This window comes from Brevundimonas sp. (genome assembly GCF_018608325.1).
Lineage (GTDB): Bacteria > Pseudomonadota > Alphaproteobacteria > Caulobacterales > Caulobacteraceae > Brevundimonas.
The window spans coordinates 1-12695 of the sequence record NZ_JABAZW010000151.1; the positions used below are offsets into that span (position 1 = coordinate 1).

The 12695-nt window shown below is 65.6% G+C and carries 15 protein-coding genes; 10 read left to right on the forward strand and 5 right to left on the reverse strand.

What is annotated here, in order from left to right; genetic code table 11:
- Positions 1 to 192 precede the first annotated feature (192 nt).
- From QZ281_RS15170 to QZ281_RS15185, 4 genes are all read left to right on the forward strand, one after another.
- Positions 193 to 1449: a cation:proton antiporter gene (locus QZ281_RS15170; protein ID WP_292229797.1), complete on the forward strand. Its 1257-nt coding sequence runs from the start codon at positions 193 to 195 to the stop codon at positions 1447 to 1449.
- 42 nt (positions 1450 to 1491) lie between these two features.
- The gene (locus QZ281_RS15175) at positions 1492 to 1695 is read left to right on the forward strand and encodes a DUF2093 domain-containing protein (protein WP_292229799.1); all 204 of its coding nucleotides are present in this window, start codon (positions 1492 to 1494) and stop codon (positions 1693 to 1695) included.
- Positions 1692 to 2558, forward strand: a complete 867-nt coding sequence (locus QZ281_RS15180; RefSeq protein WP_292229801.1) for a M23 family metallopeptidase — start codon at positions 1692 to 1694, stop codon at positions 2556 to 2558. Before QZ281_RS15175 ends, QZ281_RS15180 begins: the two co-directional genes overlap by 4 nt.
- A 108-nt stretch (positions 2559 to 2666) precedes the next feature.
- On the forward strand, positions 2667 to 3170 hold the full coding sequence (locus QZ281_RS15185) for a response regulator (protein ID WP_292229803.1): 504 nt from the start codon (positions 2667 to 2669) through the stop codon (positions 3168 to 3170).
- Here the strand turns inward: QZ281_RS15185 and QZ281_RS15190 are convergent.
- Together QZ281_RS15190 and QZ281_RS15195 are read right to left on the reverse strand one after the other, a co-directional pair.
- Positions 3119 to 4045: a lipid A biosynthesis acyltransferase gene (locus QZ281_RS15190; RefSeq protein WP_292229827.1), complete on the reverse strand. Its 927-nt coding sequence runs from the start codon at positions 4043 to 4045 to the stop codon at positions 3119 to 3121. The two genes, QZ281_RS15185 and QZ281_RS15190, sit on opposite strands and share 52 nt — an antisense overlap.
- A 31-nt stretch (positions 4046 to 4076) precedes the next feature.
- Positions 4077 to 4847, reverse strand: a complete 771-nt coding sequence (locus QZ281_RS15195; protein WP_292229805.1) for an SDR family oxidoreductase — start codon at positions 4845 to 4847, stop codon at positions 4077 to 4079.
- Between the two features lie 123 nt (positions 4848 to 4970).
- Between QZ281_RS15195 and QZ281_RS15200 the strand changes: the two genes are divergently transcribed.
- The 5 genes from QZ281_RS15200 to QZ281_RS15220 all read left to right on the forward strand — a co-directional run bounded on the left by QZ281_RS15200 (position 4971) and on the right by QZ281_RS15220 (position 9670).
- Positions 4971 to 6245 carry an EAL domain-containing protein gene (locus QZ281_RS15200; RefSeq protein WP_292229807.1) on the forward strand — a complete coding sequence of 425 codons (1275 nt, stop codon included), beginning with the start codon at positions 4971 to 4973 and terminating at the stop codon, positions 6243 to 6245.
- A gap of 92 nt (positions 6246 to 6337) precedes the next feature.
- Complete coding sequence (locus QZ281_RS15205; RefSeq protein WP_292229809.1) at positions 6338 to 7312, forward strand: OmpA family protein; 975 nt, start codon at positions 6338 to 6340, stop codon at positions 7310 to 7312.
- Positions 7313 to 7366: 54 nt separating this feature from the next.
- Positions 7367 to 8236, forward strand: coding sequence for a TIGR01459 family HAD-type hydrolase (locus QZ281_RS15210; RefSeq protein WP_292229811.1), 870 nt, complete (start codon positions 7367 to 7369; stop codon positions 8234 to 8236).
- 38 nt (positions 8237 to 8274) lie between these two features.
- On the forward strand, positions 8275 to 8736 hold the full coding sequence (locus QZ281_RS15215; RefSeq protein ID WP_292229813.1) for a MaoC family dehydratase: 462 nt from the start codon (positions 8275 to 8277) through the stop codon (positions 8734 to 8736).
- A gap of 1 nt (position 8737) precedes the next feature.
- A complete protein-coding gene (locus QZ281_RS15220) occupies positions 8738 to 9670 on the forward strand; it encodes a bifunctional riboflavin kinase/FAD synthetase (protein WP_292229815.1) in 933 nt (310 codons plus the stop codon).
- A gap of 13 nt (positions 9671 to 9683) precedes the next feature.
- Here the strand turns inward: QZ281_RS15220 and QZ281_RS15225 are convergent, their stop codons facing one another.
- Entirely contained in the window at positions 9684 to 10211 is a 528-nt protein-coding gene (locus QZ281_RS15225; RefSeq protein WP_292229817.1) for a gamma carbonic anhydrase family protein, read from the reverse strand.
- Between the two features lie 307 nt (positions 10212 to 10518).
- Between QZ281_RS15225 and QZ281_RS15230 the strand changes: the two genes are divergently transcribed.
- Entirely contained in the window at positions 10519 to 11310 is a 792-nt protein-coding gene (locus QZ281_RS15230) for a PhoH family protein (RefSeq protein ID WP_292229828.1), read from the forward strand.
- 195 nt (positions 11311 to 11505) lie between these two features.
- Here the strand turns inward: QZ281_RS15230 and QZ281_RS15235 are convergent, their stop codons facing one another.
- Positions 11506 to 11703, reverse strand: a complete 198-nt coding sequence (locus QZ281_RS15235) for a hypothetical protein (RefSeq protein ID WP_292229819.1) — start codon at positions 11701 to 11703, stop codon at positions 11506 to 11508.
- Positions 11704 to 11756: 53 nt separating this feature from the next.
- Positions 11757 to 12695, reverse strand: a 939-nt coding sequence (gene cysC, locus QZ281_RS15240) for an adenylyl-sulfate kinase (protein ID WP_292229821.1), incomplete at its 5' end; no start/stop codon positions are given.

A 12695-nucleotide genomic window follows, 5' to 3' on the forward strand; every position in this document is an offset into this window, starting at 1 on the left:
ACGGTAATTCTACAAACAACTCCGGGCGAAGGCCCGGCGCCCCGCCAAGCCCTCCGTCCCTTCGCTGCAACAGCCGCGAAGCCAAAGGCAATTTCGGGTCAATCGCGACATATCGTCGCCTTGCCAATCCCCGACCTCAACCCCAACTGCAAAGCCATATCCAACCGCCCCTTCGCCTCGACAGGAGCTGCGATGCCGCATGCCGACAGCCTGATTCTCACCCTGGTCGGGGGCTTCGTCCTGGCCTTTGCGTTCGGCATGTTGGCCCATCGGCTGCGGTTATCTCCCCTCGTCGGCTATCTGGTTGCGGGCGTCATCGTCGGCCCCTTCACTGGCGGATTTGTCGCCGACACCACCCTGGCGCCCCAGTTGGCCGAGATCGGCGTCATCCTGCTGATGTTCGGGGTCGGGCTGCATTTCTCGCCCAAGGATCTGATGCAGGTCCGCAAGATCGCCATTCCCGGCGCCCTGGTTCAGATCGCCGCCGCCACCGTGCTGGGCTGGGCGTTGGGCCGGTTCGTGCTGGGACTGGGCGATGTCGAGGCCCTGCTGATGGGCTTCGCCCTGTCGGTCGCCTCCACCGTGGTGCTGCTGCGCGCGTTGGAGGAACGCAAACAGGTCAAGAACGAGGTCGGGCGCATCGCCGTGGGCTGGCTGATCGTCGAGGATCTGGTCATCGTCATCGCCCTGGTCATGCTGCCCATGCTGGTCGTCCCGGCGGGCGGCCAGACCGATCTGACCGCCATCGGCGCCAACATCGGCTGGACCCTGCTGAAGGTCGTGCTGTTCGTCGCCGGAATGCTGGTGGTCGGCGGCAAGGTCATTCCCTGGCTGCTGATCCGCATCGCCCACACCAAGTCGCGCGAACTGTTCACCCTGGGTGTGCTGGCCATCGCCCTGGGCATCGCCTGGCTGGCCTTCTTCCTGTTCCACTCGTTCGCGCTGGGGGCCTTCCTGGCCGGTCTGGTGATGAACGCCTCGCCGCTGGGCCACAACGCCGCCGAGCGGTCCCTGCCCCTGCGCGACGCCTTCGCCGTGCTGTTCTTCGTTTCGGTCGGGATGCTGTTCGATCCGATGATCCTGGTGCGTCAGCCCTGGGCCGTGCTGGGTGTTCTGGGCATCGTCATCATCGGCAAGTCGCTGGCGGCGCTAGTCATCACCAAGGCGTTCAAGCTGGACCGCCCCAGCGCCTTCACCGTCGCCGCCGCCCTGGCCCAGATCGGCGAGTTCTCGTTCATTCTGGCCGCGCTTGGCGTCAGCATGGGGGCCATGAGCCGCGGCACCCACGATCTGATCCTGGCCGCATCCCTGCTGTCGATCTCGTTGAATCCGTTTGTCTTCCTCTTGGCCGACCGGCTGGGCGGCAAGCCCAAGCCCCCATCGTCGCTTCAGGGTGAGCCGATCGCGGCCCACAGCCCGACGCCAGACGCGGTCAGCAGTCCCGCCTGACGCCCTATTCACGCCAGGCCCGCGCGCCGCTATCATGCAGGCATGGACATGACCGCTTCTGAACCCGCTACGGTGCACTACGGCGACGGCGAGTTCGCCGTGCTCAAGCCGGGACGTTTCGTCCGTTGCGCCGTCACCGACCGGCCCATCCCGCTGGAGCTGTTGCGGTACTGGAGCCCGACCCGGCAGGAGGCCTATTACAGCCCCGCCGAGTTCATCACGCGGATGCAACAGGGCGCCGCATGATCGCCGGGCGCCGCGCCCTGCTGCTCGGCGTCGGCGCGACACTGGTCACGCCCGACCTTCTGGGCGGCCCGGCCCAGGCCCAGGGTCCGTTGCAGATGACGTTGAACGGCGCCTGGCGTCAGGGCGGATTTGTCTATGGCCGCACCGCGCCGCGCGCCCTGATCTTCGTGGATGGAGAGGCCCTGACCACCGCCTCCATCAACGGCCTGTTCGTCATCGGTTTTGACCGCGACGCCACGGGCGATGTGGTGATCGAGGCCCGCGCCAACGGCCAGTCGGTGCGCCGCACGATCACCGTCGCGCCCCACACCTTCCCCTCGACCAGCATCAACGGCCTGCCGCCCTCCACCGTCGATCCGACAGATCCGGCGCTTCTGGCCCTGATCCGCGAACAGGTGGCCCTGAAGACCGAGGGCTTCGCCAGCCGCGTGGACGGCGACGACTTCAAGAACGGCTTCGTCTGGCCGCTGGAGACCTATCGCATCACCAGTCAGTGGGGCTCTCAGCGGGTTCTGAACGGCACGCCCGCCCGTCCGCACTACGGCGTCGACATGGCCGCACCCACGGGAACCGTCATCCGCGCGCCCGCCGACGGCAAGATCAGCTTCAGCCGCTCAGGCATGCATTTCGAGGGCGGCATGACCCTGATCGACCACGGCCAGGGCCTGATCACCTGCTATCTGCATCAGTCCCGGCTGGACGTGACGGCGGGCCAGTCGGTCAAGCGCGGGGATGCCATCGGCCGCATCGGCATGACCGGCCGCGCCACCGGCCCGCACCTGTGCTGGCGCATGAAATGGCGTGACCGCAACATGGACCCGTCGCTGATGGTCGGCGCCCGTGCGCCGGAACGACTGGCCTGAAAGCCCTGCGCCCAAGGCCTCGAATAAAGCCGTCGCGGGGCGCCTGGACCGCCTTGCGATAGCAGGGATATCGACCTAGCTTTCGCGGGTCATTCCAGTCGGGGGCAGATGCCGCATCTTCAGTCGCTTAGCGTTCTGCTCGTGGATGATAATCCGCACATGTGTGCGATCACCACCGCCGTTCTGTACTCGTTTGGCATCCGCAATGTGCTGGAAAGCCATGACGGGGCCAAGGCTCTGGCGATGCTGGACCAGCATCCTGTCGACATCGCGATCGTCGATTTCAACATGGCGCCGATGGACGGGGTCGCCTTCACCCGCCACGTCCGCACCAGCCCGGCCAGCCCCAACATCTATCTGCCGATCATCATGATGACGGGCCATTCGGAAAAGACCCGCGTCTTTGAAGCCCGCGACGCAGGGGTGACCGAGTTCCTGACCAAGCCGATCATGGCCAAGACCATGCTGGACCGCATCAGCGCCGTGATCCTGAAACCCCGTCTCTTCGTCCAGGCCGAAACCTACACCGGCCCGTGCCGCCGCCGTCGCGACACGGAAGGCTACGCGGGGCCGTTCCGCAGGTCCGGCGACGTGGCGCGATCCAGGGCCTGATAGACGCTGTCCGGCCAGCGCTTGTGGACCCAGAACCAGTCGACGGGCCGCTCGCGCACCCGATCCTCGACGAAGCTGTTCGCGGCCTGAATCCCCGCCAGCACGTCCGCCGTCTTGTCATCACTGTGGCTGACGGTGATCGGTTCATGCGCCGTGACCCGGAACCGCGCATTGGGCAGGCGAACCACCGACAGGGGCTGCATCACGGTGTCGAACTTCAGCGCCATGCGCGCCGCGCCGGGCGAGGCGTTCACAGGCTGGCCGAAGAACTGCACCTCCGGCCCCTGATTGTATTTCTGATCGACCAGCAGAGCGATGGAATCGCCGCGCTTCATCCCCGCCATCAGGTCACGCGTCCCGTCACCCTTCGGCGCAAACAGACGCACGCCGTAGCGTTCACGGTTCTGACGGATCAGGGCGTCGACATAGGGATTGTTCGCCGCGCGGTAGGTCACCTGACACGGCAGGCCGGACGCCATGATGACCGCCGCCATCACCTCGAAATTCGCCAGATGGCCGGAAATCAGTACCGCCGGTTTGCCGCTATCGCGCAGGGCGTGCAGCCGCTCCATGCCGACCACCTCGACCCGCCCGCCTTGCGGCGTCAGCTGGTCCATCACCGCCACCTCGGCGAAGGTGCGGCCCGTGCCGTCCCACTGGTCGACCGCCAGCTTCTCACGCTCGGCCGCAGGCATGTCGGGGAAGGCGATGCGCAGGTTGCGCATCACCGTCTTGTGGGTGCTGGTCCAGGGCCCCAGGGTCCGCAGCAGCCAGCCCCCCAGGGCCGAGGCCCGCTCGACGCCCAGCAGGCGCAGAAATCCGACCAACGCCCGATAGGCCACCGCCTCCAGGCGCCAGATCAGGTCCTGTCGGATGTCTTTTCCGCTACGGCCCCTCGGGGCGTTCTCACCAGGCAATCGTCAATCCACCGTCCACCACAAGGGTCTGGCCGGTCACATAGGCCGACGCAGGGCTGCACAGATAGACCGCCGTGCCCGCGATTTCATCCGGCTGGCCGATCCTTTTCAACGGCGCGGGCTCAGTCACCGTCTTCAGCAGCTCGGGATTCTCCCACAGGTATTTGGCGAAGTCGGTCTGAACCAACCCTGGCGCGATGCAGTTGACCCGCACGTTCGACGGCCCCCACTCCACCGCCAGATTGCGCACCAACTGCATGTCGGCGGCCTTGGAGATATTGTACGCGCCGATCAGGGCGTTGCCGCGCAAGCCCCCGATGGACGAGATCACCAGTATGGCGCCGTCCTTTCGCTCCAGCATCTGCGGCGCGACCATCTGGATCAGCCAGTGGTTCGAGATGACGTTATTCTGCAGGATCTTCTCGAACTGATCGTCGGCGATCCCGCCCATCGGCCCGGCGTAGGGATTGGACGCAGCGTTGCAGACCAGAATGTCGATCTTTCCGAACACGCTGTTGGTCTGATCTACCAGCCGCTGCAGGTCTTCCTTAGAGGCGATGTTGGCCGGAACGGCGATGGCGCGGCCTTCACCATATTTTCCGTTGATCTCGGCGGCGACCTCGTCGCACGGCCCGGCCTTGCGTGAAGAGATGACGACCTTGGCGCCGTGTTCAGCCAGCCGCTCGGCGATGGCCTTGCCGATCCCGCGCGACGATCCGGTGATGATCGCAACCTTGCCGGTCAGATCGAACAGTTCCATTTTCACATCCCCAGGTTTGCGGCGGGTTATTTATCAACCCGCTGTAGCCGAAAGTCTCTGGCCGAAAGTCTCTGATACCCTGATACTCACGCGATTCCATCCGGGAGTGGCTACAGCCAGCCGATGCGCACCCTAACGACAGGTTTTCTGTACTTCGCCTATCTTTTCCTGGGCCTGACCGTGGGCGCCTTCCTGTGGCGTGCCGGGCTGGGCGTGGGCGCAGGCGTGGCTGGAGCCCTGGGCGCATTGGGCCTGCTCGGCGCCTTCCACGGCATTGCGACCGGCATTTCGGAACGCCGCATCCTGAAGAAGGAAATCCATCAGGTCCGCGAGGCGCACCGCCTGCTGGCTGACGCGATGGAGTCGACCCAAGGCGCCCTGACCGAACTGGCCCAGGCCATCGAAAGCGGCGCTCTGTCCGGCGCCGACGAACTGACCGGCGAAGTTCGCATGCTGGAAAGCCTGGTCCAGCAGATGAGCGAATCCATCGACCAGCGTCTGGCAGCCGCCCCGACCATCGGTCTGGACACCTTCGAGGGCCGTCGTCAGGCCCAGTCGAACGTCCTGCTGCAAACCATCCACGAGGCGTTGGCCGAGAACCGCGCCGACCTTTACCTGCAGCCGGTCGTCTCCCTGCCCCAGCGCAGGACAATCTTCTACGAAAGCTTCACCCGCCTGCGCGACGCGTCGGACCGCGTCATGATGCCGGCGGAATATCTGTCGCTGGCCGAGGGCGAGGGTCTGGTCCCCGCCATCGACAATCTGCTGCTGTTCCGCTGCGCCCAGATCGTGCGCCGTCTGGCCCGTCAGGACCGCAAGGTCGGCGTCTTCTGCAACGTGGCCCTCAGCTCGCTGGGCGACGACGCCTTCTTCCCGCGCTTCCTCGACTTCCTCAGCGAGAACCGCGACCTGAACCAGGCCCTGATCTTCGAACTGGGTCAGGCCACCTTCGATGCGCGCGGCGCAATCGAGGCCCGCAACATGGCCAAGCTGGCCGACCTCGGCTACCGCTTCTCGCTGGACAAGGTGCAGACGCTGGACCTCGACTTCGCCGATCTGCAACGCGCCGACGTCAAGTTCATCAAGGTCTCCGCCGATCTGCTGATCGAACAACTGCTCGATCTGGACGGCGGCGCGCCGCTGCAGTCCATGCCCGACATTCAGGCCGCCGACTTCGCCGCCCTGACCCGCCGCTACGGCGTCGAGGTCATCGCTGAAAAGGTCGAGACGGAACGTCAGGTCGTCGACATCCTCGAACTGGACGTCGCCATGGGACAGGGCCACCTGTTCGGGGAACCCCGCGCCATCAAGGAACAGGTGCTGGCCGAAACCGATCCGCCCGCCGAGTTCCTGCGCTCCACCCTGCGCAGCGCCGAACAGCGTCGTCGCGCCCACTGATCCGCAAACGGTCGCTTCCAGACCGCCTGTCACACGCCCGCATCATTGGCCCGCCAGATTACGGCTCCGAACATCTGCGGAGCCCTGGTTTCATGAAGCGTCTCGTCCCGACGGCCCTTTTCCTTCTGCTGGCCGCCTGCGGCTCTGGCGATCCGGCGAAAGAGACGCCCGTGGCGCCGACGGGTGAAACCGCCGCGCCCGCCGCTTCATCTCAAGCGACCGATCTGGACCGTCTGCCGGTCAGCACTCACGATCTTGGCGTCTTCCCCTTCTTCAACCTGCCCGACGGGTTCAAGGCTCAGAATACGAAGGACCAGCAGCTAGAGACGAAATACGTCTTCCCCGGCGGCGGCCTTCTGGCGGTCGAGGGCCGCTATCACCACGCCCGCGTCCAGTCCGCCGACGACAACTGGAACGAAACCCTGCTGCTGCGCAGCTTTGATGAGAAGATCCGCGAACTGGGCGGGGTCCAGGTCTATGACGGCGGCCTGCCCGATGCTGCACGCGAGAAGATCGCAAGCGACCAGCCCCGCTTCACCGCCGACCTGTATGACCCCTCGCCCTATCGCTTCCGTCAGTATGTGATCCGCACGCCGCAGGGCCGGGTCTGGGTCGAGATCGGCTATGGCTACAACGCCCCGATGGCCGACCTGACCATCGTGCAGGAAAGCGAACTGCGCCAGACCATCACCCAGATCACCGCTGACCAGATCGACCGCGATCTGAAGGCGACGGGCAAGGCGGTGCTGCACATCAACTTCGACACCGACCGCGCCACCCTGACCACGGATGGACAGGCCGCCGTCGCCCAGATCGCGGCGCTGCTGAAAGCGCAGCCGGGCCTGAAGCTGTCCATCGAAGGTCACACCGACGACACCGGTTCGGCCGAACGCAATCGCACCCTGTCGCTGGACCGCGCAAAGTCGGTTCAGGCCGCCCTGATCCAGACCGGCGTGGCGGGCGACCGGCTGAAGGCGGCGGGGTATGGCGCCGATCGCCCCATCGCGGGCAACACCACGGACGCCGACCGCGCGCAGAACCGCCGGGTCGAACTGGTCCGGCAATAGGCCAAACGTGACGGCGCGGTTGACGCGCCGTCATACGCCCCATAGGTCCGGGACATGACCCTCCCCCACGCCCTGCCTCACCTCGGCGACGTCGCCGCCGACTACGACATCCTGCTCTGCGACGTGTGGGGCGTGATCCACAATGGCCGCGAAAGCTGGCCCGGCCCGTGCGAGGCTCTGGCTCGCTTCAACCGCGAAGGCGGCCATGTCGTCCTGATCTCCAACTCGCCGCGCCCCGCGTCCGACGTGATCGCGCAACTGGATGGTCTGGGCGTGCCGCGCGAAAGCTGGAAGGCCTTTGTCACCTCGGGCGACGCCACCCGCGCTGAACTGGCAAAGCGCGCCCCCGGCCCGGCCTGGATCGTCGGCCCGGAACGTGACGGCGCCCTGTACGAAGGACTGGGGCTTGAGCGCGCGCCCAGCGCCGCCGAGGCCGCCTTCATCTCGGTCACCGGTCCGGTTGATGACACGGTCGAGACGCCGGAAGACTATCGCGACCGTCTGGCCGTCGGTGCCGAGCGTGGGCTGGAGCTGATCTGCGCCAACCCCGACCGCGTCGTGCAGCGCGGCGACAAGCTGATCTACTGCGGCGGCGCCCTGGCCGACCTGTATGAATCCCAGGGCGGCCGCGTCGTCATGGCGGGCAAGCCCTATTCGCCCATCTATGATCTGGCGATCAAGGAGGCGGAAAAACTGCTGGGCCGCATCGTCGATCGCTCGCGCGTCCTGTGCATCGGCGACGGCGTCGTCACCGACGTCATGGGCGCAAATGCGCAGGCTCTGGACTGCCTGTTCATCGCCCAGGGCATCCACGGCGATCAGGCCAAGGGTGAGGACGGCGCGCTGGACCCGGCCCGCGCCGGCGCCCTGCTGAACGCCGAAACGACCTATGCGCGATACGCCGCGCTTGAACTGAACTGGTAAGGCTCGCCATTTTGTCGCACCGCCGCTAAAGCCTCCCTATGGTCGAACTCGTTCAGCAACATCCTTCCGGCGGCTACATCCTGGAGGAACTTCACGTCGGCATGGCCGCCGAGAAGATTGTCATCGCCACAGAGCAGCGCATCCAGTTGTTCGCCGAGGCGTCCGACGACTTCAATCCGGTCCATCTGGACGAAGCCTTCGCCGCCAAGACCGCCTATCGCGGTCGGATTGCGCATGGCCTGCTCAGCGCCTCGTTCGGGTCAGCCGTGGTCGGCACCATCCTGCCGGGCGCGGGCTCCATCTATATTTCGCAGACCCTGTCCTTCCACCAGCCGGTGCGGATTGATGATGAAGTCCGTATCGTCATCACCGTGATCGAGGTCGAGCCGGAAAGCGCGCGTGTGAAGCTGAGCTGCGAGGGCTTCGTCAACGACGTCATGATCATGGACGGGGTCGCCGTGGTCCGCGTGCCGCGCCGCCGCAAGCCGTCCCAACGCTGAGATGCAGATCGTCCGCGACTGGCGCGACCTGCCTGACCCCCTGAAGGGCGCAGCGGTCGCGGTCGGCGCCTTTGACGGCGTCCACCGGGGCCATCAGGCCGTCATCGCCGGAGCCAAGGCGGCAGCCGACCGACTGGGCGCGCCGTTGGGCGTGGTCAGTTTCGCCCCCCATCCGCGCCGCTGGTTCCAGCCGGACGCCGCGCCTTTCGGCCTGATGACCGAAGCGCAAATGGCCGAGGCCCTGGCGCCGTTGGGCGTGGACATCCTGTACCTGCTGCCCTTCGACGGCGAGATGGCGGGCATGAGCGATTCAGGCTTCGCCGAACGCGTTCTGGCCGAAGGTCTGGGCATCCGCCACGCGGGCGTCGGCTTCGACTTCACCTTCGGCAAGGGCCGCTCGGGATCGCCCGAAGCCCTGCGCACCTATGGCGAACGTCTGGGCTTCACCGTCTCGGTCGCGCAACGTCTGGATGACGCCGACGGCCTGAAACTGTCGTCCAGCGCCGTGCGCGAAGCCTTGAAGGCGGGCGACATGGCCCGCGCCGCCGCCATCCTGGGCCGCCCCTTCGCCATTCGCGGCGAGGTGATCCACGGCGACAAGCGCGGCCGCACCATCGGCGTGCCGACCGCAAACATCGAGTTGAACGGCTATATGCGCCCCGCCTACGGGGTATACGCCGTCCGCACCCGTCTGCCGGACGGCCGCGTCATCAATGGCGTCGCCAGCCTGGGCGTGCGGCCCATGTATGCGCTGGAAACGCCGCTGCTTGAGGTCTGGCTGTTCGACTTCGACGAGGAAATCTACGGCCAGACTGTGGACACCCAACTGATCACCTGGCTGCGGGGTGAAGAGAAGTTCGACGGCCTGGACGCATTGAAGGTCCAGATTGACGCGGACGCCCGCGCAGCACGGGCGGCGCTGGCAAGCGCCTGACCCGCTCTTTGAATCAAATCGCCTTCAACCCCGCCGCATACCGCTTCCAGTTCTGGACATAGTGGTCCGCCGACATCTTCAGCACGGCGACGTGTTCGGGATCGCGCTCTCGCACCACCTTGCCGGGCTGGCCCATCACCAGACTGTTGTCGGGAATGATCTTGCCCTCGGTGATCAGGGCGCTTGCACCGATGATGCAGTTCTTGCCGATCTTCGCGCCGTTCAGCACCACCGCCCCGATGCCTATCAGGCTGTAGTCCCCGACTTCGCAGCCATGCAGCATGGCCTGATGCCCCACCGTCACGCCGCGCCCCAGCGTCAGCGGCGAACCGGGGTCGGTGTGCAGCACCGCGCCGTCCTGAACATTGCTGTCCGGCCCCAGAATGATCGGATCATTGTCACCGCGCAGCACCGCGCCAAACCAGACACTGGCGTTTTCTTGCAGAATCACGTGACCTATCACCGAAGCATTCGGCGCGATCCAGTATTCCCCTTCCGGCGGAAGCTGAGGACTATTGTTGTCCAATGCGTAAACAGTCATCCGTCCACCGATCATCTCACTAAAATGGGGGCTTTAAGCCCTCGTAAACCACGTTAGCATCAAACTGTTGATGCGATTCGGGAGCCGCTATTCGCCCCCGGATCCGAAGCCGGATCAAGCCCGGTCCGGTCAGTAGTCGGGGCTTTCGCGTGGCGCGTTGGGATCCTGGTTCGGCGGTTCGGCGGCGGGTTCATCCCGTTTCTGACGGCCCTGCTGTCGATCCGGGCGGTTGCTGTGCGGGCCGCGATCCTCTCCTCCCCAAGACCATCCAAGGCGGAACCCGTGCGGGTCCGCCTTTTTTCATGCCCTGGAGACGTCCATGACCAAGCGTGCGGCAATGAAGCGTCAGTCCCGTGAAAACGGAATCCTGGATTCGCGCGACTTCATCGAAGAGTCGAAAGTTCGCCGGCTCCATACGCCCAACAACTCGCGGTCGGGCTGGTCGCCCCATCCGTCGAACGACGACCGGGATCAGGGCTACCTCAAGACGCTGAAGCCGAAGTCCGAAGGCCAGACCGAGCTGATGGAGGCCATCGACGCACATAATCTGGTCATGGCGCTTGGCCCCGCAGGCACGGGCAAGACCTATCTGGCGGTGGCCAAGGCGGTCGAGGCGCTGGAGGCGGGCAAGGTCGGGCGCATCGTGCTCAGCCGCCCCGCCGTCGAGGCTGGTGAATCCATCGGCTTCCTGCCCGGCGACATGGAGGACAAGCTGGCCCCCTATCTGCGCCCCCTCTACGACGCCCTGTCGGACCGGCTGTCGATGAAGCGGGTCAAGGCGTTGATGGCCGAGGGCCTGATCGAGATCGCCCCCATCGGCTATATGCGCGGCCGCACCCTGAACAACGCCTTCATCGTCGTGGATGAGGCGCAGAACTGCACTTACGTTCAGCTCAAGATGCTGCTGACGCGGCTGGGCTGGCATTCGACCATGGTGGTCACGGGTGATCCGCAACAGTCCGACCTGCTGCCCGGCATCTCGGGTCTGTCAGACATCTCGGCGCGACTGGAAGCGGTGGACGACATCGCCGTGGTGCGTCTGGCCGAACGCGACATCGTGCGGCACCCGCTGGTCGCCTCGATGATCGGGGTGCTCTGACCCTCAAGCGTCGCCCGATGGCCAAACCGTCGGGCGACGGCTTTGCTACAGGCCTGCTGCAGGACCGTTCGGCTCGTCCGGTTCGCCATCAGCGTCCTTGTCGACAAAATGGGTCGGTGCGCTGACCGGGTGAAACAGCAGGGCCAGCAGCCCGCCGAAGATCAGCAGCCAGCAGCGCGGTTCCGGGGCCGACCATCACGAACCACCCAACCGCGCGATGATCTCCGGGTTTCGCTCACTAGCCGCCACCTCTGCGTCAAACAGGCGTTCCGCCTGCTCCAGATCAGTGAAGCGTCGCTCGCCAGACCCGCGCAAACTGGTCAACAGATAGCCGTCGCCATCCTGCTGCAGAACCACGCCGCTGCGGGCGTGAAGAACGCGAACCTCGGTCATGAGTTGTCTCCTCTCATGACCCAACGCACGATCCGGCGAATGGCGCCGCGCACTTAGATGGCGAAGTCCTCAGGCGGTTCGCGGCCCTCCAGCCAGCCCACGATGCGTTCGGCCGCGTCCTCTGGCGTCATGGAGGTGGTGTCCACCACGATCTCGGGACTTTCCGGAGCCTCATAGGGGCTGTCGATGCCGGTGAAGTTCTTCAGTTCGCCCGTCCGCGCCTTGCGGTACAGGCCCTTCACATCGCGCGCCTCGGCGACATGCAGGGGGGTGTCGACATGGACCTCGATGAACTCGCCCTCATCCAGCAGTTCCCGCGCCAGCGCCCGCTCGGCCCGGAAGGGAGAGATGAAGCTGACCAGCACGATCAGTCCCGCATCCACCATCAGTTTCGCCACCTCGGCGACACGACGGATGTTCTCGACCCGATCCTCCTCGGTGAAGCCCAGATCGCGGTTCAATCCGTGGCGGACATTGTCGCCGTCCAGCAGATAGGTGTGACGGCCATCGGCGTGCAGCCGCTTCTCGACCAGGTTCGCGATGGTCGACTTGCCCGCACCGGACAGACCGGTCAGCCAGATCACCCTGCCCTTCTGATTCTTGATCGCCGCCCGTGAAGCCTTGTCGACCGACTGGGCCTGCCAGTGGATGTTGTGGGCGCGGCGCAGGGCGAAATGCAGCATCCCCGCCGCCACCGTCCGGTTGGATATCCGGTCGATCAGGATGAAACCGCCCAGATCCTTGTTGGCGCTGTACGGCTCGAACGCGACCGGCGCATCCAGCGACAGGTTGCAGACCCCGATCTCGTTCAGCTCCAGCCGCTTGGCGGGCTGTTGCTCCAGCGTATTGATGTTCACCTTGTGCTTCGGCTCGGTGATGGTCGCCCCCACCAGCCGCGCGCCCAGCTTCAGCAGATAGGGCCGACCGGGCAGCATGGCCTCGTCGTCCATCCAGACCAGCGTCGCGCGAATGATCGAGTTTCCACTGGATAC